Source organism: Acidobacteriota bacterium (assembly GCA_026707545.1).
Classification (GTDB): Bacteria; Acidobacteriota; Thermoanaerobaculia; order Multivoradales; family Multivoraceae; genus Multivorans.
The window spans coordinates 2,909,826-2,936,553 of sequence record JAPOWR010000001.1 but is presented as its reverse complement, the minus strand read 5'-3'; the positions used below and the strand labels follow the sequence as shown (position 1 = coordinate 2,936,553).

Below are 26,728 nucleotides of genomic sequence, written 5' to 3'. Positions count from 1 at the left end.
GCGAGTTGCAGGGTGGTAGAGCCGTCGGCCGGTGCTAACCGATGGCTCCGACGTTCGGAGGCATGAAGAGGACCAGGGGTCGGGCGACGAAGACGAGGCGGTTTTCCCCGGCCAGCCGCACCTGCACTTCCCGGGCCAGGAGAGTCCCGTACTTTTTTTCCTGCACGTCGGCGAGCCGGACGCTGGCCTGCAGATGAGCGCCGGCCGGTACCGGTGCGAGGAAGCGAATCCGATCGATCCCGTAGTTCGTCGAGTTGCCGAAGCCGGTTACCCTGAAGTCGGCGCCTTCAGGGAGGTTGGCGAACAGGCTCATGGTGAGCATGCCGTGGGCGATCGGCTGGCGGAAGGGACTCTCGCGGCGAGCCCGTTCGACATCGACATGGATCCAGTTGTGATCGCCGGAAAGGTCGGCGAACGCGTTGATCATCGTCTGCTTGATCTCCACGGGCTCACCCCAGGGGCCGAACTCCTCGGTGACCTCGGCGCGGAGAGCCGCGATGTCGTCGAAGCGGATCGTCTTCATCGGCCGCCCTTCTCGCCGACCCAGAACGGGCTCGACCAGGCCTGGCCGCCGTCGAGCTGAGTCACCCGCACGTAGTAGTAGTCGCCCGGTGCTGCCGGTCCCATGTCGAGATAGTCGAACACGCGGTCGAGAGGAGCACCGGGCTCGACCACCTGCAGGGTCAGGCGATCCGTGTGCTCGCCGAACGGAACCTCCAGTTCGAGTCGGCTGTCCCGCAGGCCGTCGAGCGCGAGTTCGATGCGGTCGCCCGGAATGTCCATCGCCGGGCGCTCGTGCCCCTGGCCGATGCCGGCCTCCCGGCTGGGTTCGAGTTCGACTTCGAGCCGGGTTGAGGCGGTTGCGCCCTCCAGTTCCAGCAGCACCGTGTCGGCGCGACCGCGGGTCCGGATGTCGAAGCGAAGGACACCGGCGTCTGCCGTCTCGATCCGGTCCAGCACGCGGTTGTCGAGACCCACGGGGACCACCCCCAGAACTTGCGCGCCGGTCACTCTGAGCGTGCCGCGCCACACGCGGTAGGGGCGCGGGTTGTCGACCTTGTCCGGTGTGAACACCTCGGACGAGGACTCGAATCCGAGTTGCAGCCAGGACCGGTCGCCGAGCGGCGCCGACAGGTAGCTGCGGCTGAACGCGATCCCGCCGTTCTTGATCACCTCGATGCGGTCGATCGGGGACGTGCCGGAAACCCGGACCGCGAGACGGCGTTCGTCGGTCTGGGGCTGCCGGGTTCCCATCGGGTGGCCGTTCAGGTCCGCGTCGAGCAGGATCCGCGGGCCCGAGACCGCGTAGACGGAGCGCTGGCGAAGGGCGTCGAAGATCGCGTCGGGGGTCTTCTCGGGCGCGAGGACCGCGGCGAGCCCGGGTACGCCGACGAGCGAGGCCTGGAAGTGGCCCTGGGGAGCGCCGGGCTTGGCGCGATGGTCGTCGGAGGCCGCCAGGAATCCGACTTCGAAGCCGTTCCTGAGGAACATGTTGCCGTACCACTCGAAGGTGCCGTGCTCGCTGTAGATCTCGACGACCCGTTCGAGTTCGCCGTCGCTCCGGGTCCAGTCCCCCGCGGAGTGCGCGTGCGGGATGACGAGCAGGTCGTTCGGGTCGTTGGCGGCGCGAAGGCCTTCCCAGAGCAGGGGCAGGCGGTCCGCCTCCTGGACAGGTACCCGCTCGCGGTCGGGGCTTCTGAAGAGGACGTTGTGGTGGCCGCCGCGCTTCCGCGTCGGCGTCCATTCGTAGCCCAGGAAGGCCACGGCACGACCCGTTTCCGTGGTGCGCCGCGCGATCTCCTGCAACTGCTTCCACTCGTAGTCGTCGAGCCAGAAGTCGTGTTCGGAGAGGGTCAGGAAGTCGAGGCGCGCGTCCTCGATGCCGTAGCGAAAGTAACCGGCGGGCGATCCCTGCCCCTCGGCGAAGCCCGTGTGACCATGGGTCTCGCCCCACAGGATCCTGAGCTCGGGCTCATTCTCGACCCAGACCGGATTGCTGGTTGCTTCGAGGGCGCCGTCGCTCGAACGGACGACAAAACGATAGATGCCCGTCTCCTGGATCTTCAGCCCGTCGACCAAGGCGACGGCGCCGGTGGGCTCCCTGACTGTGGCCAACGCTTCTTCTTCGAGGAGGACCTCGTACCCAGGCAAGGTCCCGCTAGCGCGGTTGAAGGCCCCGTCTTCGCTCCGAATGGTCAGGTCGAAAGGCTCGCCTGCCGCGACGACCGACGGGGCCAGCACCCGCACGCCGGCGACCGGCCCGCCGACCACCTGGAGGTGGGGCCACTCCGGCGTCAACCAGTTCCCGTTGCCCTGGGGATCGATGTAGAGGGGCAGGAGCAGCGCATCCGTCTCGAAGGCCTGAACGCCGATGCCCTCCGAACCGCCGGAGCGGTCTCCGTACGTCACGGTGATCGTGTCGCCGGGCTCGAGCGGAGTGCCGGCAAGGAGAAAGGCCGGCGTCGGCTTCGGGAAGCGCTGCGAGCCGTGCGGGCCGACCAGGGGCACCATGACCGGTTCGAGTCGCGCCCCGGGCCTTGACGTGCGTGCGGTCAGGTAGTTGGGTGCTGCCGGGTCCTGGTTCTGGAAGTCGTTGACATCCGCCAGCCACTGGCGTCCGGCCAGCACGCCGCCGCCGATCTGGATCGGCATGTTGCCGACCTCGTACACGAGTTCGACGGTCGCCGTCGAACCGGCGACAAGCGGCTCGTCCGGCACGACCCTCAGAGTGCCGAGCGCGTCCGGATCCTCGTCCTTGATCTGCAGTTCCTCGAGATAGTGATCGATGGACGGGACGTAATCCTCGACTGTGTTCAGTTCGACGTCGGCGACCAGGCGTACGTCGGGCGGCGAGCCGTCGGCCTCGGCCCAGCGCATGATCGCGGTGTCGAGAGCGAAGTTCACCGGCAGTGGGCCGCCGGTCAGGGCGTAGGCATTCGCCCATTCCCATAGGACGTCGACGCGCTCGTAGACGTTCGCGGAGGTGGTCGGTTCCGCCGCGCGGTCCAGCTTGAGCTGTTCCACCCGTTCCCGGAGGTCGGGAGAGAGGTAGTCGCCACCGACTGGCGGGGTGGCTTCACAGCCCAGCAACAGGACGGCGGCCAGGCCAGCCTGAAGGGGGGCCGAGATCCAACGGATCCGGCTGCGATTCATGCGTGAGCTAGTGTAGCCCTGTAGTTCAGCAGTACCGAAAGGGGATTGAGAGATGTCCCGACCGACGCGACGCGAGTTCCTCCAGGGTTCGCTGGCGACCGGGGTACTGTCCGCGGCCTACGGGTGCGGCACGCGGGAGACGGCACGCGAGCAGACCTCGCGTCCCAACATCCTGTTCCTGTTCTCCGACCAGCACCGCTGGGACTGGACGCCGGCTAACCCGGATGTTCCCGTGCCCATGCCGCATCTCGAGGCGCTGGCGGCACGCGGCCTGACCGTTGAGCGCGCCTACTGCGCGGCCCCGGTCTGCGGACCGTCGCGTGCGTGCCTGGCGTTCGGGCGCGAGTACGACGATTGTGGTGTGTCCTCAAACCGGCAGAGCCTGCCCCTCGATCGGGAGACCTTCTACGGCCTGCTGCGGGACGCGGACTACAACGTGCTGGGTTGCGGCAAGTTCGACCTCGCCTCGGGTGCGCTGTTCGAGATCATCGAGAAAGCGGGGCAGCTCGGGGAACCGGTAGGGCTCGGCCTCGATGGTCGCCGGTTCACCGACCGGTGGGGCTTCACGAACGCGGTCAACAACGCGGGCAAGGGCGCCGGGGCGTTGATCTACCTCACGGACCCGGTGGGGCCCAAGGACTCGTACTACGCCTACCTCGATGGTCGCGACCCGGCCCAGGGGCGGGTATGCGCGGAGGACATGGTCGATCGGCGTTCGCCACAGACGGTGGAGCAGTGGGGGAAGACGCGGGTCACGCCGCTCGCTGAGGACGACTACCTCGACAACTGGATCGGCGGCAACGGCATGTCGCTGCTCGACGGGGTTCCCAGCGAGGAGCCATGGTTCCTGATCGTCAACTTCGCGGGCCCTCACCCGCCGATGGACATCACCCGTCGGATGGAGCGCCTCTACCGAGGGCCGGATCGAGTGATCGACGGTTTTCCGCAGCCGGATCGGTACGACGGACCGTGGGACGCGGACCATCATGTCCGCATCCGCCAAAACTACGCCGCGATGATCGAGAACATCGACCGCTGGATTGGCCTGTTCGTCCAGCGGCTGGCGGAACGCGGCGAACTGGAGAACACGATCATCGTCTACTCGAGCGACCATGGCGAGATGCTGGGCGACCGCTCGCGTTGGGGCAAGCAGGTGCCCTTCGAGGCGTCGGCGGGGGTGCCGCTGGTGATCGCCGGTCCCGGCGTAGCGCCGGGACGAAGTACGAGCGCGATGGTCAGTCTGATCGATCTCACGGCGACCTTCCTCGACCTGGGCGGTGCCGCGGTACCTGACGAAATGGACGGCATTTCGCTGCGCGGCCTCCTCGCCGGAGAGGCGGATCGTCATCGCGAGTACGTGCTGTCAGGCCTTTACGACTGGCGGATGGTGTACGACGGTCGCTACAAGCTGATCACCGGCTTCGAGGGTGCCAGTCGGCTTCTTTACGACCTCGAGGAGGATCCTCTCGAGAAAGTCGACCGGAGCGCCGACGATCCACGCCGCTGCCGGGAGCTGGAGGCGATGATGCGCCAGGGCAGCTACAACTCCGTGTAGCGCCGCGTTCGGGGAGCCCGTCGGTTCGGAGAATCCGGCGTAGCCGGCCGCACCTCTAGACCCTATCGGCGTTTGATTGTCAAACGTCGTTCGTCTAGGCTTAGTGAATTGGCTAGCAGAGAGAACCGCTTTCGCTAGCGAAGAGAACAGCTCGGAGGGAGAGCCATGAAGGATCGCTTGTTGCGTCCATGGCCTGCAATCCTCGCGATCGCTGTCTGCTGCCCGCTGTCGTTGTGGGCGGACGGTGTCCAGACGGGCACCGTGGACGGCGTCGTCCGTGACAACGCCGGCGCCGGAGTTCCCGGCGCGACCGTGACTCTCGGTGGTGATCGCGGCGACATGACCGCGATCACCGATGCCGAAGGTGTCTTCAGATTCCTCCTGGTGGCGCCGGGTTCGTACCGGTTGACCGTCAACCTGGAGGGTATGGGGACCGCGGAGGCGGCCGTGCTAGTCGAGTCCGGCGGCCGCCGTACGCTCGACATGACTCTGATTTCGGCCACCGAGGAGACGATCACCGTGGTCTCGGATGCGGTGACCGTCGACAGGTACGCCGTGGGCCTATCGGCGAGTCTGGAGGCCGAGGTGGCCGAGCAGTTGAGCTTCAAGGGTCGCAACTACCAGTCATCGATGGAAACCCTGCCTGGAGTGGTGCATGACGCCGTTTCGCGCTTTCAGGGCGACATCAAGTTTGCCGTCAACGGTGGCCAGGACGTCGAGATGTCCGGGTTCGTCGATGGCGTCGACATCAGCTTCATGCGTTTCGGCGGCAGCCCGCGAGCGTTGCTGCCGTCGAGTTCGCTCGAAGAGGTTCGGCTGGAGGACGCGGGCTTCGGCGCCGAGTACGGTCGCGTCGTCGGCGGCATCACCAACGCGGTGATCAAGACGGGCACCAACGACTTTCACGGTCAAGCCATGTGGATCCCGCAGAGCCAGAAGTGGAAGGCGACCTCGGATGTGTCGCCCGGGCATCCGCGCTCGAGTACCGTCGAGAACAGCTACGAGGCCAACCTCGGCGGCTATCTGAAACGGGACAAGGCCTGGTTCTTCGCCGCCCACTCGAAGCAGAACACGAACAGTCTCGACATTCTCGCGGACGGCAGCTTCGAGGACATCAGCTTCAAGGCGAACGTGGCGACACTCAAGCTCAGCTTCCAGCCAAACGAGCGCCACTACTTCACGCTCACCGGTGTGGACAGCCCGATCGACAAGAACCACGCCAACGTCTCGACCGGCGACCAGTTCGCCGTCTGCAAGTGCGACCTTCCGGGCGAGTTCTTCTCCGGGACCTGGAGCGCGACTCTCGGTTCGTCGTCCTTCCTGGAATTCAAGATCGCATCGCAGGAGAACACGGTTGACCGGGGCGCTATCGGCTCTCGAACTCTCAGTCCGGGTGCCGATTCTCACAGCCCGCTGGGCAACAACTTCTCCTACGAGGATCGAGGATCGCGCGTTCGCTACAACACGATCGGTCATGCCGCGGGAGAGGGATACATCACGATCCCGCGAGACCAGGCGAACGCGTCGGTCAGCATGTTCCGCGGCGACCACCAGTTCAGGTTCGGCGCGGACTACCAGGACATCGCGATCGAGGCCCTGAACGTGATCGACCATCGCTTCTACGGCATCGGCTACGACCCGAACCTGCCAGGCGGCTTCATGCGAGCGCAGTACCTCAACGTCTACGACGATCCGTCTCCGAACACCAACACGGACGAGATCCTCTCGGTCTACGCCGACGACCGGGTGGCGGCGACGGACAAGTGGAACATCTACCTCGGCCTGCGGATGGACACCCAGAAGCAGAACAACGATGTCGGCACGAAGATCAACGACTGGACCAAGGTGGCGCCGCGATTCGCGGCCAACTACGACTTCAGGCGCGACGGCTCCCTGGTGCTCAAGGTGAATGCGGGCCGCTACTACCAGATTCTGCAAGGCGACCTGGTCACCCGAGAGTTCAGCACGCTGCCCAACGGCCGCAACCTGTTCAACCAGTACAACTGGAACCCGGCGACTCTGCGCTACGACCGTTTCGCCCGGCGGGGCACTCCGGCCAATCCGAACGCCGTGCAGCCGGTGGACCCGTACTACAAGGACGAGTTCACGGTCGGCATCGCAGCCCAGTTCGCTGAAATCTGGCTCTTCGAGGCGACGGGGATCACGTGGGAACTGAACGACCTCTACCTGGCGACCCACCAGTACGACGACGCGGGGCGGATCTTCCGCGAAGTGCGGAATCGGCCGGACGCTTTCCGCGAGTACGAGGGGCTGCGCCTGACGCTTCGCCGAGCGATGCGCGACGACTGGACGATGCAGGCCAACTACACCTGGTCGAACAACAACGGCAACAATTTCGGTCGCAACGACAACACCGTTCTCTTCGACGACGACCTCGGAGAAGGTCTGGGCGGGATCGAGCTCGGCACCGGCGCCACCGACGCGACCCTCGTGTTCCGCGAAGGCCGGGGATTCCTCGACCGCACCCACAACCTGAACGTCATCGCGCTACGGAGCTTCGTCCTGGGGAGTCACACCATCTCGCTGGGCGGCTACTACGGTTTCCGCAGCGGGGAACGTTGGGGTCTCCGGCGGCCAACCAGGCTGGTCCACCCGGTCACGGGAGCCAGAATCAACACGTCCTCGTACCGCGAGCCGCGAGACACCAACCAGCTCGAGGACACCCACACAGTCAACCTGACCGGCATATGGGACTTTCCGCTCGGCGGCCGGATCAACGGCAGAGTCGGCGTCGAACTCGTGAACATCACGAACGAGCAGGAGATCATCGGCATCAACCGCGCCAACGGCCGGCAGTTCCCCGGCACGGCGGCATTCCAGTCGCCGCGGGAAGTGCGGCTCCAAGCCGGGATCCGTTTCTAGGAGGAGACGGTCGCGCGGTTACGCCCAGGGCGGTGCGCCGTGGGGGTCCCGGCACAGGCGCCGTGCCACGACCATGCGGTGGACCTCGTCGGGGCCGTCGTAAATGCGGGCATAGCGGGCCTCGCGGTACATGTGCTCGAGCGGCGTGTCGCCGGTGACGCCGAGGGCGCCGTGGACCTGGATGGCGCGGTCGATCACGTTGTGGAGCATGCGTGCGCCCCAGAACTTGATCAGTGAGATCTCCACCCGCGCTTCGCCTCCCTGATCGAGCACCTGGGCCGCGTTCAGGGTCATCATCCTGGCCGCCTGGATCTCCGCCGCCGACTCGGCGATGAAGCGCTGGATCTCTCCCTTCTCGGAGAGCATCGATCCGTGGGCCCAGCGGCTAGAGGCCCGCTCGCACATCAGTTCGAAGGCTCGCTGGGCCTGTCCCAGCCATCTCATGCAGTGGAAGATCCGGCCCGGACCGAGTCGCTTCTGGGCGATCACGAAACCCTCGCCGCGGTTTCCGAGCAGGTTGGCCCTGGGCACTCTCACGTCTTCGAGCCGGACCTCGCAGTGCCCGCTGTGAACGTTGCCCATCGTCGGGATGACGCGCACGATGGTGTAGCCGGGCGTGTCGGTGGGAACGATGATCGAAGAGAACTTCGCGTAGCGGTCCGCCTCGGGCTCGGTGATGCAGAAAACGGTCGTGAACGCTGCGATGTCGGCACTCGACGTGAACCATTTGTGGCCGTTGATCACCCAGTCGTCGCCGTCGAGCTCGGCGGTCGTCTGCATCAGGGTCGGGTCCGAACCCGCGACGTCGGGCTCGGTCAGGCCGACCGAGGGGTACATGTCGCCTGCCACCAGGGGCTTGAGAAACCGCTCGCGCTGCTCATCGCTGGCGTAGAGATTGAGCATGATCGAGTCCTGCATCGAGACGCTGCCGACGCAGACCATGCCCCAGTACGAGCGGCCGATGATCTCGTTCAGGTAGACGAAGGGCATGAAGTCGAGGCCGCCGCCGCCCAGTTCGGTTGGATGGCCGATGGCCCAGAGACCCAGACGTTTCGCCTCGGCCTTCAGGCGCGTGAAGGTCGGGCCGGTCGGGTCGTACTCCGCCGCCAGCGCCGACTCTTCGGGGATCACGTAGTCGTTAATGAAGGTGCGGAACCGCTGGCGGAGTTCGCGTACTTCGTCGGTCAGACCGTACATGAGGTGGTCTCCTGCGTTCCGACTCGTGCCGGGATGAGGTGGAAGGGCCCGCGCGCGGGTTGCTATCGTAATCGAACCGATCAGGGAAACCGTCGCCGCGGAGGAGCAGATGCCGGAACCGGGCCTTGCAGATCTCATCGGCCTGGAGACCGAGCCGAGGTCGGTTGCTTACGGCTGGAAGGACGTCGTTCTCTACGCCCTTGGAGTCGGTGTGCCAGTCGAAGATCTGGGGTTTCTCTATGAGCGATCGTCGGGCGGCCTTCAGGTGCTGCCGAGCTACTGCGTGATTCCCGAGTACGAGGCGATGGGGGATCTGGAAGGGCGGTTCGATCAGACGCGCATGCTGCACGGCGAGCAACTGATCCGCACGTTCCGTCCGATCCCGCCCGAGGGTCCGCTGGTGGTGACCGCGAGGGTCGTCAACATCTTCGACAAGGGCAAGGCGGCGGTCATCCACACGAGTGCGGCCGGCGCGACGGTGGAGGGCGAGAAGGTCTTCGAGACCCTCAAGGTCGGGTTCTATCGGGGTGGCGGCGGATTCGGCGGCGACCCGGGTCCGAAGGCGGAGGCCCTGGATCCGCCCGCCGGTGCGAGGCCCGATCTCGACATCACGTACACGATCCCCCTTGGGCAGGCGGCTCTGTACCGTCTGAGCGGCGACTACAACCCGCTCCACATCGATCCGGACTTCGCCAGGACGGCGGGTTTCGACCGGCCGATCCTCCACGGTCTGTGCACGTACGGTTTCGCCGTGCGGGCGATCGTCGAGGGGCTGTGCGACGGCGACGTGGGGCGCTTCCGCGAGTTCAAGGCGCGCTTCTCGGATGTCGTGTTTCCGGGCGAGGAACTCACCACGCGCGGTTGGAACGAGAACGGCCGCACCCTGATTCAGGTTTCGACTCCCCGGGGAGTCGTCATCAGCAACGCCTACGCCGTTACCGACTGATGGCGGCGAGGCCTCCCAAGGCCAATCTCGCCGACATCGGGCGCCGGGCCGGCCCCGAGGTGTTCGCCTACGACCAGCGGGATGTTGGTCTCTACGCCCTGAGCGTTGGCGCGGGCGCCGACGATCTCGGCCTCCTTGCCGGGGGTGGAAACGGGGGCATGCGGGTCCTGCCGACCTTCTGCCTGGTCGCCATGCACTCGCTGAGTCCACACTTCGAGGACCTGGTGCGGAACTACCATCGCGTCGAGGCCGGCGAACACTTGCGCATGCTGCGCCCGCTGCCGGCGTCCGGCCGTCTACACGTGTCGGCCGAGGTGACCGACATCTGGGACAAGGGCTCGCTCGCGATCATGCGGACCCGGGTGGATGGCCGCTCCGACGACGGGGACCAGGTCTTCGAGCTGGTTGCCAGTTCAGCCATGCTGGGGTCGGGAGGATTCGGCGGTGATCCGGGGCCGCCGTCGCCGGTGAAGCGGCCAGCGCCGGATCGTCCGCCGGATCTCCGCTGGTCGGCGACGATTCCAGAGACCCAGGCGATCCTCTACCAGCTCAACGGTGTCGCCGATCCGCTCCACCTCGAGGAGGAGTTCGCTCGCAGCCGCGGGTTCGAGCGGCCCATCCTGCAGGGGCCCGCGACTCTCGGCTACGCTGCCCTCGCTCTTGTTCGCGAGTTCTGCGACGGCAACCCGGAGCGGTTGACGGAGATCGAGGTCCGGTTCTCGGCGCCGGTCGTGCCCGGCGACACGCTGACCGTCGACGCCTGGCGAGTCGGCGGAGGGGAAGTGCTGTTCTCCGCCTTCACAGGAGAGTTGCCGGTGCTCACCCAGGGCCGGGCGGTGATCGATGGCTGATCGGCCTGACGACGCGGCGCGGCTTGAGGCCGAACTCGGCCGCGACGGCGAGCTCGTCCTCGACCGGCTGGAGGAGTGGGCGGCCAGCCGTGGCGATCGGACCTTCATTTACTACGGCGAAGAGGACCGCTCCATCTCGTTCGCCGAGACCGAGCGCCTGTGCTCGAACATCGCCGCCGGCCTGCGCCGGCTCGGCGTCGGCGCCGGTGACCGGGTTGCGCTGTTCCTGACCAATCCCCTGGTCGCCACGCTGTCGATGTTCGCCCTGTGGCGGGTCGGCGCCACTTACTGTCCGATCAACTACAGCCTGACGGGGAGTCTGCTTGGGCATCAACTGCGCGACCTTCAGCCTCGCCTCGTGATCGCCGAGGAGAGCCTGCTGCCACAGTTGGCGACGGGTGCCGACGTGCTGGCTGAGCCGGATCTCGTGGTGCATCGACCGGCGTCCGGCGATCACGACTTCGATCCGGCCGTGTCCGGCGCGACGGCCGACGGCTGCCGGACGGTCGGTTCCTTTGCCGACCTTCTCGCGGGTGGCGGCGACGGTTCGCGCGCGCCGCAGCAGCCGGCCGACCTGGCGAACATCCTCTACACGTCGGGTACGACGGGACCGAGCAAGGGAGTGCTGCAGTCGCATCGCTGGATGAACCAGTTCAGCTACGCGCCCCGCTGCCTGATCGACTCGGGCGACGTGGTCTACAACGATCTGCCGATGTACCACGCCGCGGGCGCGATCAGCAACGTCGTACGCGGCGCCTGGGTGGGGTGCGAGGTGGCGATGTGGGACCGTTTCAGCGCTGGCGACTACTGGCGGCGGATCGCCCGCCGGGGCGCCACGACGGCGATTCTGATCGACGTCATGATCTCGAGGCTGGTGGCGGCGCCGGAGCGGGTGGACGATGTGCGGAACACCCTCCACTGCGTCAACCTGACGCCGTTGCCGGAGGACCACCACGGTTTGGCCCGCCGTTTCGGCCTGGACATCTGCGCGACCGCCTACGGTCAGACGGAGACTGGGCTCGGCGCCCTGGCCCTGATCGATCAGTTCCCGGACGGCGGCGGTACGCCCCCGGATCTCTACCGCGGCCGCCCCAAGGAGGAGATGCTCGAGTTCGCGCGACGCTCGGGGTATCCCGTCTTCCGGGGCGACCGCGAGATCCGCAAGGGCCTGATGGGCGCCCCCAGTGTGTTCGTCGAAGCCGCGATCCTCGGCCCCGACGACGAGGTGCTGCCGCCGGAGCGGTATGGCCAGCTCGCGTTCCGGCCGCGGTTGCCCGACCTCTTCACCGCAGGCTACTGGGGCCGGCCGGAAGCCACCGCCGAGCTTCTGGCAAACGGCTGGCTCCACACGGGTGACGCCGCGGTCATGGACGACGACGGGCTGCTCTACTTCGCCGATCGGATGGGGAACTTCATCCGCAGCAAGGGCGAGAACATCTCGTCGTACGAGGTTGAGGAGCTGGTCGGCGAACACCCCGACGTCCGCCTCTGCGCGGCCGTGGGAGTGCCGGCCAGCGAGGGTGACGAGGAGGAGGTTGCGGTGTTTGCGGTGATGAGGGCGGGCGCCGATGTCGGCGCTGGAGAGTTCGAAGAGTGGCTGCACCGGAACCTACCTCGCCACATGCGGCCGGGTCATGTCCGGCTGCTGGACGATCTACCCCGAACCCCGACCAACAAGATCCAGAAGTTCAGGCTGCGTGAATCCCTGCTGGACGAAATCGGCACGGGATCGGACCTCCCTTCCGGCTGATCCGAACCATGCCGAAGCTGCGCGAGATCACCACTGGCCTGGACTTCCCCGAAGGGCCGATCGCGATGGACGACGGCAGTGTCATCGTCGTCGAGATCGCGGGTGGGAACCTCAAGCGCGTCAAGCCGGACGGCCGCCACCAGGTGCTGGCGCGCTGCGGCGGCGGGCCGAACGGCGCGGCCTTCGGGCCCGACGGCACGGTGTACGTGTGCAACAACGGCGGCTTCGACTATCAGCGCCTCGACGTCGGGCCGCTGCCCATCGCGGGCTTTCCGGGCGGCGAGTTGCACGTGCCGGGGCTCCAGGCGCCGGACTACATCGGCGGCCGCATCCAGCGCGTCGACATCCATACTGGCCGGGTCGAGGACCTTTATGTCGAGTGTGACGGCAGACCGTTGCGGGCGCCGAACGACATCGTCTTCGACGACTTTGGGGGCTTCTGGTTCACCGACCATGGTCAGACCCGGGAGCGGGACCGTGACCGCACCGGCGTCTTCTACGCCAGGGCCGACGGCTCCCTGATCGAGGAAGTCATCTTTCCGCTCGACGGACCGAATGGCATCGGACTCTCACCTGGCGGCGGCCTGCTCTACGTCGCCGAGACCTATCCGACGCGTCTCTGGAGCTGGCCGATCCCGTCCCCCGGAACGGTCGTCCAGGACACGACGGTCCTGCCGATCAGCGGCCAGCTCGTGGTCGACCCCCCCGGCGTGCATGTCTGGGACTCCCTGGCGGTCGAGGCGGACGGCAACATCTGCCTCGGCACCCTGATCACCGGCTGCATCACGGTCGTCTCGCCCGAGGGCGAGATCGTGGAACGGGTGTCCGCTCCGGATCCCCTGACCACGAACATCTGCTTCGGCGGTGCGGACCTCAGGACCGCCTACATCACCTTGTCGGGGATCGGCGCCCTGGTCGCGGCCGACTGGCCGCGGCCGGGCCTGCGCCTGAACTACCAGCAGTGAGAGCGCAGCCTCCTAGCGCCCCGTGAACACCGGTTCCCGCCGCTCCACGAAGGACCGCACGCCCTCCTCGCCGTCCTCGCTCGCCTCGCAAACGCTCTGGGCGAAGGCCTCGTAGGCGGTCAGGCTCTCCATGCTGTCGCCCTCGAAGGTGCGGTAGGCCATCTTCTTCATGAACTCGATCGCGAGCGAGGGTCCGCTCGCGATGCTACGGGCGATCTCCATGCAGGTCGGCATCAGCTCGTCGTGGGGAACGACACGGTTCGCGAGACCGAGTTCCACCGCCCGGTGCGCGTCGATGATCTCGCCGGAGTACATGAACTCGAGGGCCTGCGCCAGGCCCATGATCTTGACCAGCATGTACACACCGCCGTTGTCGGGAACCCGGCCCCGCTTGACGAAGAGGGCGCCGAACTTCGCGCGTTCGGAGGCGATCCGGAAGTCCGCCATGAGCCCGGCCGAGAACGCCCCGCCCAGCATGTGCCCGTTGACCGCGGCGATGATCGGCTTGCGGCAGCGCCAGAGCGCGTACTGCAGGCGCCCGCCCAGAGACAGGGGCAGCAGACGGGTGCCGCGGGGAAACTCGGGGCCGTAGGGCGCGGCGCCGGCCAGCTTCGGGTCCGAGAAGTCGCGCCCGACCGACCAGCCCCTGCCGGCCCCGGTCCAGATCGCGCACTTGATCTCGTCGTCGCGCTCGATCTCCTCGAAGGCCGCGATGAGGGAGTCCATCATGTCCATGGACTGGGCGTTCAGCTTCTCCGGTCGATTCATGGTTAGAGTGACCACTCCGCCGTCGCGCTCCCAGGTCATGTCCTTGAGATCCATGGCCGCTCCCTTCCTGCCACCCTGCGGACTGTGTTTGGCTGACGGCTCGCTATTCGATCTCTAGCCAGATCGGCGAACTCCAAGCCATCTGACCGTCTTCCTGAACGAGGCGAGCATAGTAGTAGCTCGGTCCCGGCTGGGGTGAGAGGTCGATGTAGCGGAGATCGATCTCGGCGCCGCCCGGATCGTTGTGGTAGATCGACGTGCCGTTGCGCAGGATCTCGACTGTCGAGAAGGACTTCGTCCCCTCCGCGACGATCCGCATCTCCGGCACCTCTCCGGCGACAGTCACTTCGTCTCCCATGAAGTGCTCGCCCATCCAGAACTCGAGCACGATGTTGTCCGTGGCGCCGTAGGTTCGGCGCTGGCGCATCGCGTCGAGGACGGCATGGCGCGACCGGTCCTTCGCGAAGACCATGGCGTAGGAGATGTGGGTCGAAAGGTGGTCCGAACTGGCGATGACGCCGAGCCGGTAGCCCTTCTCCCAGGCGTTGGAGAGGAAGCCCTGGTCGTGCTGGCGCGTAAGTTCCGATTGGAGCGCGGCTCCGCTGTCGGTCAGCGGCGCTCCCGGGGCCTCGTAGCTGTACCGGTCGCCCTGGAAGATCTCGACGAGGGGCTCGATCTCGGGATCGTTGTCGCGCCAGTCGGTGCCCATCGTGGTGGCACTGGTGTGCGGGATGGTGATGCCGCCCGAGTTGCGCACCTCTTCGTAGAGCATCTTCGTGTCGTCGTCCTGAACGATGCCGGCGCCGTTGTGGTAGCGGATGTTGGGGTACTCCACGTAGCCGGTCTTCTGGAAGAACGGCACTGGCATGTGGCCACGCTCGGCGTGGAGCACGTTGCGATGGCCCATGGGGAAGTTGATCGAGCGTTCGTAGCCGAAGAGCGCGATGTAGCTTTGCGGAGTGTGGAACAGGTCGGCCAGTTTCTCCTCCAGCCACCACCAGTACTCCAATTCACCGCCGTACTGGTGGTCGCTGATGAGCCCGAAGTCCATCGCCGCGACATCGGTCATGTACCGGTAGAAGTCCATGACGGAACCGTCCGGCACGCCGCGCAGATCCGGCGACAGTTCGGTGTGGCGGTGGGTGTCGCCGCGCAGGATCTGCAGGTCCTCGCCACCGACCTGGGTCCGCCAGGCGCGGATGCGGGCAACATCCTCGTCCTCGCGCTCATGGCCGGCGTGACGTTGCGGAAAGGGGGGCGGCTGGGGTGTTTCCGTCTTCAAGCCGGGCGCGGTCGTCGGCTCCCATCTTGCCGCGTAGACGTTCTCGACCACGGTCTCCTCGGGGAGCGTGAGCATGGCCGAGAAAGTGGGGTAGTTGTCGCGCGCCCAGCCGAGCCACAGGCCGCCTTCCGTTGACGGGGTCGCCGAGGCCGACATCGAGAGGCGGCCGATGCTCCAGGGTACGGCGGCGGGGGCGCTCCAGCCCCCTTCTTCCATCGTCGTGACGTACAGCCGCCAGTACTGGGCATAGGCGCCTGAACTCTCCATGGCCCGCACCAGCAGGCTGAGGCGCCCCCGGTCGTCCAAAGCCAGCTCCGGGTTGCTGAGGGAGGGGTTCGGCGTCTTCGTGTAGTGCAGTCGCTGGCGCGGCGGAAAGAGGGTGCGGAGTTCGGGTGCGGCGGCGGTGACTTCTTTTCCTTCGACAATGCGGACCGCAACCGTTCGCTCGCGGTTGAGCATGGAGCCGGGTTGACGCTCCCGGTCGACCAGGAGTCCCTGGTCCTTGCCCCAGCCGGCCTCACCGAGTTCGTAGGCGATCCAGACCCGATCTTCGCCATCGACCGCGACGCTGGGTCTGGCCTCGAAGAAGGGTGACGCCGCGACCGTCAGGACGCGTCCGAGGCGGTTCCGGTACAGGCGGCGGAGGAAAACGTCGTAGTCGCCGTTGTGGTAGCTGTCCCAGGCGATCCAGGCGGCTCCCTCGGAGTCAAGGGCCAGCGTCGGAGTCCAGTCGTTGCGCGGGCTCTCAGATATCCGTCTCTCCCCGGACCAGGAGTTGCCGTCGTAGCTCATGTGGAGGATGTCGGCCTGTCCATCCCGGATCCCCTGCCACACAAGGTGCAGCGATCCGTCCCGGGCACGCGCGAGGCGGTGGTTGAAGTCGCTCCCGGGTGCCGAAGTCAACCGCTGCAGCCGGCCCCAGTGCTCGCCGTCGAACCAGCGCGCGTAGAGGTCAAAGTTCGGTTGGTCCTCGAAGAGCCGCTCCGGTTGCGCCCACACGACCCAAAGCCGCTTGTCGTCGTCGAATCCGAGGCTCGGACGCCAGACGTCGCCATTGGCGCCGGGAACCGGGTTCCAGGGTCCCCACGTTCCGCTGGCCGGATCGCGGCGAGCCAGTTGAAGCCGGTCTCGTCGGCCCGAGTAACTGGTCCAGACCATCCAGACATCGTCGCGGTTGTCCGGGTCCGAGAGGATGAACGGGTAGTCGTCGTTGCGGAAATCGTCGGACAGGCGGATCGGGTCATGGAACCTTGGGTCTACCGGAGGTTCGGGGTCGGCTTGCCGGGGATGGAGCAGAGGCCCGGCCCAGGCGGGCAGAGGCGGCTCGACATGGTTGAGTTCGTGCCATGCTGGAGCGTCGCTGCGCACCCTGCCCGGGGCCATGGGGTGCGCGGCCGACCCGGGGTTCCGTCCCGGCGTCTCGAAGAGCTCGGTGTCCAGGTCGTCCTCGGGGCGGAGGGGCGGAAACACGCGCTCTTCGGGCGCGGGCGCGTTCCCGCTCGAGAGCAGCGGACGCGTCGTCTCCTGCACCTGCGCTGGACTCCAGACCAGGACCGCCCCTACCACGATCGCCGCCATGAACCCGGACCAGCGAAGGCGTTGCTTCATCGACTGCCCTCCCGTGGGCACACTACAGGAGCAGCCTTGCACGCGGACAGCCTGCCCGCATCGGGCGTGGGAGAGAATGCGCCTGGCAGTCATCGATCACCCGCGGAGGACCCTCGACTTGAACGCAGGGAATCTGGCCATCGAGAACATCGAACGGTTCGGCGAGTATCCGATCCTCCATTGGCGCGGTACGACCATCTCGAACGTCGAGCTGGATGCGAAGGCGCGCAGGCTGGCCAGTGTCCTGCGGCAGCGCGGCATTGGAATCGGCGACCGGGTCGCCGTCGTCATGCCCAACTGCCCGGAGGTCTTCGAGGCGTTCCAGGCGGTGTGGAAGATCGGCGCGGTGATCCTTCCCGTCAGGCCCCAACTCGCGGTACCGGAGATCCAGCACATGCTGAGGGACTCCGGGGCGAGCGCGGTGATTTCAACCGTTGAACTCGTTCCGCTGATCCGCCAGGCCTGTCCCGAGCTGCCGTTGCTCTTGACCTTGGGCGGCCAGTCGGTGGAAGGGGCCGTCGCGCTGGCGGCGGAGACGGCCGGCGCCGAGCCGCTTGCCGAGATGACGCACCGGTCGGGGCACGATCTGGCGTTGCTCCTCTACACCTCCGGCACGACGGGAAGGCCGAAGGGCGTCATGCTGACCCACGACAGCGTCGCCGCCGTGCCGCACCCGAAGATGGTCGACCTACCGCCCTTCATGCCGACCCTGCACGCGTTGCCGCTGTCTCACTCGTTCGGGGTCCTGATGATGAACCTGGGGTTCATCAAGGGCATGCAGGCGAAGCTCCTCGTGCACTGGGATACCCGCCTCGTCTTCGAGGCCATTCAGGAGCTTCGCGTGATGCGGTTCTCCATGGTCCCGACGATGCTGACCTACATGCTGGAGTTCCCGGACCGCGACCGCTACGACACGTCGAGTCTCGAGAGCGTGTGGACCGGCGGCGCGCCGCTGCCGGACGCGGTCCGGCGTGAATTCGAGGAGGTCTTCGCCTGCCGCATCCGCGACGGCTACGGCATGACGGAGTCGGGGGGCGCAGGGGCCGCCTACTACGACGAGGATGTCTTCAGGCCCGGCTCGGTCGGGCGTGCCCAGCCCGACACGTCGATTCGGGTGGTCGACGAGAACGGCGCCGATGTGGCGGCTGGCACACAAGGCGAGATCCTGATCGGCGGGCCGACACTGATGGCCGGCTACTGGCGCAACCAGAAAGCCACCGAGGAGGCCCTGATGGATGGGTGGCTCTACTCGGGAGACATCGGCTATCTCGACGAGGACGGCTACCTGTACATCACGGACCGGAAGAAGGACCTGATCATCAAGGGCGGCGAGAACATCTCGCCGCGCGAGATCGAGGAAGCGCTTTACGCGCACGAGGCCGTCGCCGAGGCGGTGGTCTTCGGCGTGCCGGACGCGCGCTTCGGGGAGAACCTCTGGGCGGCCGTCGCGCCCAGCGGCGACGTCGAGGTGCGCGAGGAGGATCTCCTGCGGCACGTGGCCACCCGGGTGACCCGCTTCAAGGTCCCGGCGCGGATCTTCGTGCTCGACGAGATCCCGAAGAACGCCACCGGCAAGTTGCAGAAGCGCGCCGTGCGGGACCGGCTGCTGGCAGGCGACGGGACAGCCTAGGATTGGACTGAGGTTGTTGACAACGTCAACACGGGTGTGTATGTTGACGAAGTCAACTTCGGCCTGGAAGGAGAAGGAGCCGTGAGAAAGCGACCGACGGGCAGAGGCGCGAGGCGCTATCGACGAGGGCGATTCGCCATGCTTACGCTCAGAGTGTGCCTGTATGGATGCGTCGGGCCTGCCGCTACGCTTCCCGGTGCCCAGCCGGCGGAGCAGTTCGCCTTCGAGCGGTACGACGTGGTCACCGGTGCCGGCGAGCGCCAGACCATCCTGACAGGGTTCCTTGTGGGAGGTTCGATGGCGGACCTCGCGGTCCTGCATGTCGATGAGAACAATGACCGGCGCTTGCGCATCCTCACCTTCACGGGCGGTGATTGGGTGCCGGAAGTCGAGACGAGGCTACGTTCCGAGACCTCCTTCGTTGACGTGGCCAACATCGGAGGCAGGGACCGGCTGGTCATCTACGGCGGTGGCCGGCTGACGTGGTTCGATCCCGAGTCGGTGACGGAGCGGGAACTTGCGGCGGTGGAATCCGACTTCAAACCGCCACGAAGGCGCGAGGTTGTCCATGCGGACATCTCGCGTGACCTGAATGGCGACGGCCGCGACGACCTGGTCGTGCCGCAGAACCACGGCTCTCACGTGCTCGTCCAGAGAAGCGGCGGGACGTTTGCCAATCCGGTGACCATCGGCCCGACGACCGAGCCGGACCGGGTCTACCGGGGCGACGGCTACAGGTACCTGCCTTGGGACGAGGGCGGCCGCGTCCACGAGATGGACTACGACCTGGACGGACGCCGCGACCTCGTGTTCTGGAACCAGGACCACTTCGCTGTGCATCTCCAGGACCAGCGGGGTCTGTTCGCCGCCGAGGTCAGTACGACCTTCACGACCGAGGTCGCGTTCGACTCGGACGACCCAGCCTCGCTTGCCGCTCCTCAGGAGGTTCGCCACCGGCGTATTGACGACAGCCTGACAGGAGCCCCGACGGGGAGGGTGCTGCATTCACTGACCGACCTGAACGGCGACGGCGTCGCCGACCTCGTCGTCTTCTCGCTGGACATCAGGAGCATGTGGAGCGTGCGCTTCAGTTACGAGGTCCACCCGGGTGCGCCGACTCCCGAGGGCGGCACGGTGTTCGCGCCCGATGCCGGCGCCGCGATTCTCTCGGACGGCCTCCCGTACGAGATCGGCCGGTACGATTTTGACAACGACGGTCAGGTCGACGTGATGTATAGAACGATGAAGTTCGGCGTCTTCAGGACGGTCCGCATGATCGGCTCCGGGGTGCTGACCCGTTCCGTGCCGATGCGTCTCGACTTCTACCGGATGGATAGTGGCGTCTACTCCGGCAAACCGAGCGCCGTCCGCAAGATCAGGGGCCGCGCCCCCGGCGTTTCAGGGGAGAAAGGCATCTTCCATCCGTCGGTCCTGGTCGGGGACGTGAACGGCGACAGCCGCCTTGATCTGCTCGTGCAGAAGGGCCGGAAGGGTCTGCACATCTTTCTTGGCGTGGCGGGGCCCGAGCTGTTCGCCGGAAGGCCTGAGGAAGTCGCGATCGCCATGCCGAACGAGGAGTTCACCTGGCTGGTGGACCTCAACAGGGACGGCAAGACGGACGTCCTCATGCATCATGCGTCCACTACCAAGCCGCATCGGGTCACGATGTTGGTCGCCCGATGAACGAAGTCGACACTTCGGCAACCGCCCGCGGGATGCACGATCGACGAGGCCTGTCTTTCATCCTGTTTCTCGGAGTCCTCCTGTCGGGGGGCATGGGGCCTACCGCCGCGCAATCCACTTCCGAGCAGGCCGGGGAGTTCGCTTTCGCGCACTACGAGGTCGTCACCGGCTCCGCGAAACGTCAGACCGTCCTAACGGGGTTCCTTCTCGGGGGCGCGAGCGCGGAGCTTGCGGTCGTGGACATCGACGACGGTGACGAACGCTGCCTGCGTATCTACGAGTTCGGAGACGGCGCCTGGGTGCCGGGAGCCGACGCGACACTCGGTCCCGACGTGCGATTCGTTGACGTGGCCAACATCGGCGGAGGTGACCGGCTGCTCACCTACGATCCCGGCCGCCTGAACTGGTTCGATCCCGAGTCGGCGACGGAACGCGCGCTGGTCGCGGTCACAGCCAACTTCAACCCGCCTCGCGGAGGCGAGGTTCCCCATGTCGACGTCAGTCGGGACGTGAACGGCGACGGCCGCGACGACCTGGTCGTGCCGGGCGTCGATGGCTTCTGGGTGTTCATCCAGACGAGCGCCGCGGAGTTCGCGGATCCGGTGAAGATCGGCCGGTCCACGGACTTGAGCAGGATCTACGGTGCCGACGGATACCGGTACGGCCCCTGGGACGAAAGTCGTGTCCACGAGATGGACTACGACCTGGACGGACGCCGCGACCTGGCGTTCTGGAACGGGGACCACTTCGCGGTTCATCACCAGGATGAAGATGGGCTGTTTTCCCCGGTTGCCGAGACCTTCACGACCGATGTCACATTCGACTCTGACCGACTCTCCTCGCTCGCCGCCGGAGACATGACGGGGAGAGTGCTTCACTCGATAGCCGACCTGAACGGTGACAGTGTCGCGGATCTCGTGGTTTTCTCGCTGGAAGGCGCGAGCATCTCTCGCAAGCGCTCAACCTACGAGGTGCATCTTGGCGCGCCGGCACCCGGCGGCGGAACCCGGTTCGCGCGGGGTGTCGACTTCGCCTTCCAGTCGGACGGCAGGATTCAGCTCGGGATGAATCGGCGCGACTTCGATGGCGACGGCGACCTCGACGTGATGTTCACGACGATCGAGGTGGCGTACCTCGAGAGCAGCCTCTGGAAGAGGCTCAAGGGGTTCATGGGCGATGACATCTGGTTGGATCTCGAGTTCTACTCGATGACAGGAGGCCTCCCTTCCAATAAACCCAACGCCATCCGCAGAATGCAACTGGATGGCCACCCCAGTGTCAGGGAGTTCGGGTGGGTGCCGCTGGACATCGTGCTTCGAGGGTCCACGCACCAGGAACGGAGGACGCAGAAGCGTCACCTGCGCGCGTTCAACACGACCTTGCTGATCGGGGATGTGACCGGCGACGGCCGCTCGGACCTGCTGATAGAGGAAACCCATCGGCAACTGCTCGTCTTCGCCGGTGTGCCGGGGCCGGAGCTGTTCGCCCGGCAGCCTCAGAGGGTTGCGGTCGCCATCCCCAACGACGAGGAGTACACCTGGCTCGTGGATCTCAACAGGGACGGCAGGCAGGACCTCCTGCTGCATCACGCGTCCACGACGGAGCCCCATCGGGTGACGATGCTGATCGCCCGCTGACCCCGCCGGCGGGCTCTAGCCACAGCTAGACCGGGCTGCGATCTCGCATCCCGTCCAGGATCGTCTGGGTGGTTTGTCGGATCAGGTCGTCCACGTCGACATTCGGGTCGATCTGTCTCTCGATGAGCAGCGATGCCAGGCCATGAACCGCGCTCCACGCGACGTAGGCCTGTGCCCGCGGATCTCCTACCTCGATCTCGCCGCTCTGCTGGTGGACCCGAATCACATCGACCAGGTTCTCGAGCAGAGCTCCGGCTGCCTCTCGCAGTTCCGGTTGATCCTGGCGCTCAAGGGCCTCCTTGCCGTACATCAGGCGATAGTGCGCCGGATGCTCCAGGGCGAAGCGCACGTACTGCTCGCCCATGCGCCGGAGTCGCTCGACGCTGGATGAAGAGGCTCCGGTGTCGCCGGACCCCAGGCGCCGGTTCAGACGCTTGAATCCCGCGACCGCGACCGCGACCAGGAGGGCCGTCTTGTCGGGGAAGTGGCGGTAGGGCGCTCCCCGCGATACACCGAGGCGGCTACCTATCGCCCTCATCGTGACGCTGGCGGCGCCATCCTCCGAGATCATGGCGGCGGCTTCCTCGACCAGCGACGCTCGAAGGTCTCCATGGTGGTAGGTGCGAGCCCGTTCGGCCATGGGCGATTATGGCAAGAGCGGCTCGTGACCGCCGGGCTCGATCTCTCGCCCCTGGGCGACGGTGTGTTGACAATGTCAACAGGAGGTTGTATGTTGACGAAGTCAACATGCCCCAAAGGCAGGAGGACCAAGATGAAGAGACGAGCGACACTCCTCGACGAGAGACGACACCGGCCGACCCGGATCAGCCTGCTGGCGATTCGGGTATGTCTGTCGGGATGCATGATGCCGCTTGCCGTCCACGCGAGCTCTGAGCCACCCGCGGCGTTCGCTCCCAGCCGTCACGAGTTGGTCGTGGGCGTCGCGGAACGCCTGACCGTTCTGACCGGGTTCCTCACGGGCGGGGCCGTCGCAGACCTCGCTGCCGTGCACCTGGACGGTGATGGAGACCGCCGTCTGCGCGTTCTCTCGTTTGCCGATGGCGACTGGTCAACGGCAGTCGAAACCACGCTGCGTGCCGACGTGTCCTTTGTCGACGTTGCCGGAATCGATGGCCGGGACCGGTTGATCGCGTACGGCGGTGGGCGCCTGACCTGGTTCGATCCGGAGTCGGCGACGGAACGGGATCTGGTCGCGTTGACGTCCGATTTCAGGGAGTCCGCCAGGGGCGAAGTTCTCCACGTGGACATGACGCGCGACGTGAACGGAGACGGCCGGGACGACCTCGTGCTGGTGCACGGCCACGGCTTCCACGTACTGGTCCAGATGCCGGCCGGCCGGTTCGCCGAGCCCGTAACGGTGGGCCCGACCAGCGGCCTCGATCGGGTCTACGGCGCCGACGGCTATCGCTACCACCCCTGGGAGGAGGGCGGCCGGATCCACGAGATGGACTACGACCTGGATGGCCGCAGCGACCTCGTGTTCTGGAACGACGGCCACTTCGAGGTCCATCTCCAGACTGAGGAGGGGTTCTTCTCACCGGAGGCCCGGACGTTCACGACCGGGATCGCGTTCGACTCCGACCAGATCGCCTCCCTGGCTGCGCCGGAGGGAATCCGGAGGCGGCGCATGGATCACATGCCGGAAGGAGAAAGCAGGGGCAGGGTGCTGCACTCACTGACCGACATGAACGGCGACGGCGTGACCGACCTCGTCGTGTTCTCGCTGAAGGGATCGAGCCTGTGGAAGATGCACTCCTCGTACGAGGTGTACCCCGGCGCTCCGGGCCCGGGTGGAAACGTGGAGTTCTCACCAGAACCTGGCGCCGTGGTCGAGTCCGAGGGCATCGTCTCTGGAATCGACCGGCACGACTTCGATCGCGACGGCCAGGTCGATGTAGTCGTGACGGCCTTCGAGCCGACGGTCTTCTCGGCCATCCGGGTGCTCGTCATGTCGATTCTGACCGGAGCCGGATCGTTCGATCTCGAGATGTTCCGCATGGAGGACGGCCGCTACGGCGACCGTCCGAACGCGGTACGCCAGATCAGGCCCAGAACCCCCAGGAAGAGCGGCGAGAGGGCGTTCTGGCCGGCGGTCCGGATGGGAGACATGAACGGCGACGGACGCTCCGACGTCCTGATTGCGAGGAACCGGAAGATGCTGCATGTGCATCTCGGCGTGCCGGGGCCGGGATTGCTCGCGAAGAAGCCCCAGCGGATCGCGATCCCCGTGCCCGAAGACGAGGAGTACACATGGCTGGCGGATCTGAACCAGGACGGCAGGCAGGACGTCCTGATGCACCACACGTCGACGACGGGGCCGCATCGGTTGACGGTGCTGATGTCGCGGTAGAGCAGCGGTGTGGTCGCCGCTTCGCGGCGCGTCTCTTTCGGAAGCCGGCGAGGACGCCGGCGCACCCAGTTTTTCTACAGCTGGAACAGCCGCGTGACCTTCACGATGAGCGCGCTGTTGTTGAGCCCGGGGAAGCCCGAAGCCAGCGTGTCGCGCTGTTCGTTGTAGACGACGAACAGTTCACTACCGGGCCGGTACTCCCAACGGAGACGCACGTTCGCCGCCAACTCGCGGCTTTCGGAGTCGTACTGAAACAGTGCGCTGACGAACATGCGCGGCGTCATCGTGTAGATGGCGCGCAGGTCGACGAGTTCCAGGTTGAAGTCACCCTCTGGCAGCTCGACGCGGTTGAACGAGATGCCGGGTTCGAGCAGGAAGTGCGAGCTCAGATTGACGCGCCCCCAACCCCAGCCGAAGGACGTCTTGCGGCCGCTGTAGAAGTCGCCGTACTCGAGGAAAAACTCGCCCGAGATACGCCGCTGCTGGCCGAGTTGATACTCGGCCTGCACGTAGTCGAAGTCGTAGCCGCCGACGCCTAGCGTGATGTCCGAGGCGATGGGGAACGGATGCGGGAGAAACTCGTAGGTCCGGACGTAGGTCAGTCCGAACTCATCCCCGCTGTGGAACTCGATCTCCAACTCGCCTTCGGTCTCACGCGTCTCGGTCAGGCCGGCGGCGTTCTCGACGTAGGCCATCGACCCGGACCACGAGTACTTGCGCACCAGCCTGCTATCGGCTGGTCGAGGGCTGAACCGGAACTGGCCGAAGGAACGGCGCATGTCGTGGCGGCGGACGAATCCGATGCCGGGGTTGAAGTTGCCGCCCACCCGCAAGCGCTCCAGTCGGACTCCATAGCGGTCGCCGTTGTAGTCCATTTGCAGGCGATAGCTGGCATCGTCGTCCGTGAGCCCGGGTGTGCTCGTTTCGGCCCAGTAGGTGTTGAACGTGAGGTGGTCGAAGAAGGCGAACGTCCCGTCGACGCCGTAGGCCTCGTTGCGTCCGTCACCGTTCAGTGCGACCGAGCGGCGCGTGTAGATGACGCCGACGCTGCTCCGGCGCAGGATGTCCCGCTTGAGTCGCATCACGCCGAAGTTCGTCGCGACTGCGCCGGACACCGGTTCGTTGTCCGATTGGATGTTCAGCAGACCGAGCGTGTAGCGGCCTGTCCTTCCGGTCAGACGGGCGCCGGCTTCGATCGGTACGGCGCGTCCCCGGTGCAGGCCGATGCGCCGGCTGTAGAAGAGGGTCGGCGTGTCGAACCCGCCCCCGAATCCGCCGCCCCCGGCCCCGCCGAAGGCGAAGGTCCCCTGGTTCTCGAGGAAGAAGTCGCGCTTCTCGGGAAAGAAGAGGCTGAAGCGCGTCAGATCGACCTGCTGCTGGTCGGCTTCGACCTGGGCGAAGTCGGTGTTGAAGGTGAAGTCGGCCGTGAGGTTCTGGCTGAGTCCGTACTTGATGTCGATGCCGAGATCGGCGTCCGTATCGTTGGAGATCTCCGGGACCGTGAGGCGGTCGCTCACCATGTCGGCGACCAGATAGGGCTTGAGCTCGAGGTTCCTCGAGGCCGGCGGCGCCTCGAGACCGACGAGGGTTGCGGCCAGCGACATCTGCATGACGCCCATTTCGCTGAAGGCCTCCGGGATGCGGACGAGGGTCGAGTTCTCGTTCTTCCACTGCGTGTACCGCTGTAGATTGATTCCCCAGATCTGCGAGTTGCCGGGGCGATACCGGAGCGATCTGAACGGGATCGCGGCTTCCGCCGTCCAGCCGTTTTCGAACCTGCCCACCCTGAGATTCCAGACCGGGTTCCAGTCGGCGTTGAGTTGGCGCTCGTCGGTGATCTGGCCGTCGAAGCGGCCGCCCGAAGCGTAGACCGTGAAGACGACGGCGTTGCGGCGGTCGTAGAACGTGTCGAGAACGATGTCGACGTAGTCGTCCCCGCTCCATGCATCGCGCCGCATGTCGTTGGCGGCGATCCGGTCAGGGTCCTGCCAGCAGCGGAGCGACACGAAGACCGTGGTGTCGTCGAACGTGATCCAGACATCCGTCCTGTCGGTGGCCGGCTCGCCCGGCCGGGGTTCGACCTGAAGAAAGCCCGAAACCGGGGGCACCGTGTCGTAGAGGACTTCGTCGAGCCGGCCGTCAATCCGTAGTGGCGTGGTGAGGCGGACTGCTCGAACCGTGGCCTTTCCCGAGTCGTCCCGGTTCACCACGGCCGGCGGCACGGGAGGCGGCGGACCGTCGAAGGCGGTGGGGATGTCGAGCGGTTCCAGGAGCGGCGCCGGGGAGCCGGGAGGGGAAGAGTCGGGCGTCTGCCGGCGAGCGTCGGCGGCCTGGGCCCAGGGCAGGCAGGCGAGGAGCAGCCAGCCTGCGACGAGGAGGCGCGAACGCCGGTTCGCCGTCCGATGGCCGGAACGTACTGAGTCCAGGGGTCTCGCTCGCATGCTCTACC

General features: G+C 66.3%; 17 protein-coding genes. 10 read left to right on the top strand and 7 right to left on the bottom strand.

Annotated features, from left to right (window positions below; genetic code table 11):
• Positions 1 to 34: 34 nt before the first annotated feature.
• Both OXG83_11645 and OXG83_11640 read right to left on the bottom strand, forming a co-directional pair.
• Entirely contained in the window at positions 35 to 523 is a 489-nt protein-coding gene (locus OXG83_11645; GenBank protein ID MCY3965683.1) for a MaoC family dehydratase, read from the bottom strand.
• Positions 520 to 3,153 (bottom strand): DUF3604 domain-containing protein, encoded by a 2,634-nt coding sequence (locus OXG83_11640; GenBank protein ID MCY3965682.1) that lies wholly within the window; start codon positions 3,151 to 3,153, stop codon positions 520 to 522. The genes OXG83_11645 and OXG83_11640 overlap by 4 nt, the downstream gene beginning before the upstream one ends.
• Positions 3,154 to 3,205: 52 nt before the next feature.
• On the opposite strand from OXG83_11640, the gene OXG83_11635 reads away from it, so the two are divergent.
• Both OXG83_11635 and OXG83_11630 read left to right on the top strand, forming a co-directional pair.
• Entirely contained in the window at positions 3,206 to 4,708 is a 1,503-nt protein-coding gene (locus tag OXG83_11635; GenBank protein MCY3965681.1) for a sulfatase-like hydrolase/transferase, read from the top strand.
• 165 nt (positions 4,709 to 4,873) lie between these two features.
• Entirely contained in the window at positions 4,874 to 7,591 is a 2,718-nt protein-coding gene (locus OXG83_11630; GenBank protein ID MCY3965680.1) for a carboxypeptidase regulatory-like domain-containing protein, read from the top strand.
• Between the two features lie 18 nt (positions 7,592 to 7,609).
• Here the strand turns inward: OXG83_11630 and OXG83_11625 are convergent, their stop codons facing one another.
• Positions 7,610 to 8,788 carry an acyl-CoA dehydrogenase family protein gene (locus OXG83_11625; GenBank protein MCY3965679.1) on the bottom strand — a complete coding sequence of 393 codons (1,179 nt, stop codon included), beginning with the start codon at positions 8,786 to 8,788 and terminating at the stop codon, positions 7,610 to 7,612.
• A gap of 109 nt (positions 8,789 to 8,897) precedes the next feature.
• On the opposite strand from OXG83_11625, the gene OXG83_11620 reads away from it, so the two are divergent.
• The 4 genes from OXG83_11620 to OXG83_11605 are packed head-to-tail and all read left to right on the top strand — an operon-like array spanning position 8,898 to position 13,300.
• Positions 8,898 to 9,734, top strand: coding sequence for a MaoC/PaaZ C-terminal domain-containing protein (locus OXG83_11620; protein MCY3965678.1), 837 nt, complete (start codon positions 8,898 to 8,900; stop codon positions 9,732 to 9,734).
• Entirely contained in the window at positions 9,734 to 10,585 is an 852-nt protein-coding gene (locus tag OXG83_11615) for a MaoC/PaaZ C-terminal domain-containing protein (protein ID MCY3965677.1), read from the top strand. The genes OXG83_11620 and OXG83_11615 overlap by 1 nt, the downstream gene beginning before the upstream one ends.
• Positions 10,578 to 12,335: an AMP-binding protein gene (locus OXG83_11610; protein MCY3965676.1), complete on the top strand. Its 1,758-nt coding sequence runs from the start codon at positions 10,578 to 10,580 to the stop codon at positions 12,333 to 12,335. Before OXG83_11615 ends, OXG83_11610 begins: the two co-directional genes overlap by 8 nt.
• A gap of 8 nt (positions 12,336 to 12,343) precedes the next feature.
• The gene (locus OXG83_11605) at positions 12,344 to 13,300 is read left to right on the top strand and encodes an SMP-30/gluconolactonase/LRE family protein (protein ID MCY3965675.1); all 957 of its coding nucleotides are present in this window, start codon (positions 12,344 to 12,346) and stop codon (positions 13,298 to 13,300) included.
• A gap of 12 nt (positions 13,301 to 13,312) precedes the next feature.
• On the opposite strand, the gene OXG83_11600 is transcribed toward OXG83_11605, so the two are convergent.
• The gene (locus tag OXG83_11600; protein MCY3965674.1) at positions 13,313 to 14,122 is read right to left on the bottom strand and encodes an enoyl-CoA hydratase/isomerase family protein; all 810 of its coding nucleotides are present in this window, start codon (positions 14,120 to 14,122) and stop codon (positions 13,313 to 13,315) included.
• Positions 14,123 to 14,171: 49 nt separating this feature from the next.
• Positions 14,172 to 16,958 (bottom strand): hypothetical protein, encoded by a 2,787-nt coding sequence (locus OXG83_11595; protein MCY3965673.1) that lies wholly within the window; start codon positions 16,956 to 16,958, stop codon positions 14,172 to 14,174.
• 118 nt (positions 16,959 to 17,076) lie between these two features.
• Between OXG83_11595 and OXG83_11590 the strand changes: the two genes are divergently transcribed.
• The 3 genes from OXG83_11590 to OXG83_11580 all read left to right on the top strand — a co-directional run bounded on the left by OXG83_11590 (position 17,077) and on the right by OXG83_11580 (position 21,908).
• Positions 17,077 to 18,588, top strand: coding sequence for an AMP-binding protein (locus tag OXG83_11590; GenBank protein ID MCY3965672.1), 1,512 nt, complete (start codon positions 17,077 to 17,079; stop codon positions 18,586 to 18,588).
• Between the two features lie 138 nt (positions 18,589 to 18,726).
• The gene (locus tag OXG83_11585; GenBank protein MCY3965671.1) at positions 18,727 to 20,271 is read left to right on the top strand and encodes a VCBS repeat-containing protein; all 1,545 of its coding nucleotides are present in this window, start codon (positions 18,727 to 18,729) and stop codon (positions 20,269 to 20,271) included.
• Entirely contained in the window at positions 20,268 to 21,908 is a 1,641-nt protein-coding gene (locus OXG83_11580) for a VCBS repeat-containing protein (GenBank protein ID MCY3965670.1), read from the top strand. Before OXG83_11585 ends, OXG83_11580 begins: the two co-directional genes overlap by 4 nt.
• 25 nt (positions 21,909 to 21,933) lie before the next feature.
• Here the strand turns inward: OXG83_11580 and OXG83_11575 are convergent, their stop codons facing one another.
• Complete coding sequence (locus tag OXG83_11575; GenBank protein ID MCY3965669.1) at positions 21,934 to 22,548, bottom strand: TetR/AcrR family transcriptional regulator; 615 nt, start codon at positions 22,546 to 22,548, stop codon at positions 21,934 to 21,936.
• A 132-nt stretch (positions 22,549 to 22,680) separates the two neighbouring features.
• Between OXG83_11575 and OXG83_11570 the strand changes: the two genes are divergently transcribed.
• Positions 22,681 to 24,279, top strand: coding sequence for a VCBS repeat-containing protein (locus OXG83_11570; protein MCY3965668.1), 1,599 nt, complete (start codon positions 22,681 to 22,683; stop codon positions 24,277 to 24,279).
• 74 nt (positions 24,280 to 24,353) lie between these two features.
• On the opposite strand, the gene OXG83_11565 is transcribed toward OXG83_11570, so the two are convergent.
• Positions 24,354 to 26,720, bottom strand: coding sequence for a DUF5916 domain-containing protein (locus OXG83_11565; GenBank protein ID MCY3965667.1), 2,367 nt, complete (start codon positions 26,718 to 26,720; stop codon positions 24,354 to 24,356).
• Between the last annotated feature and the right edge of the window lie 8 nt (positions 26,721 to 26,728).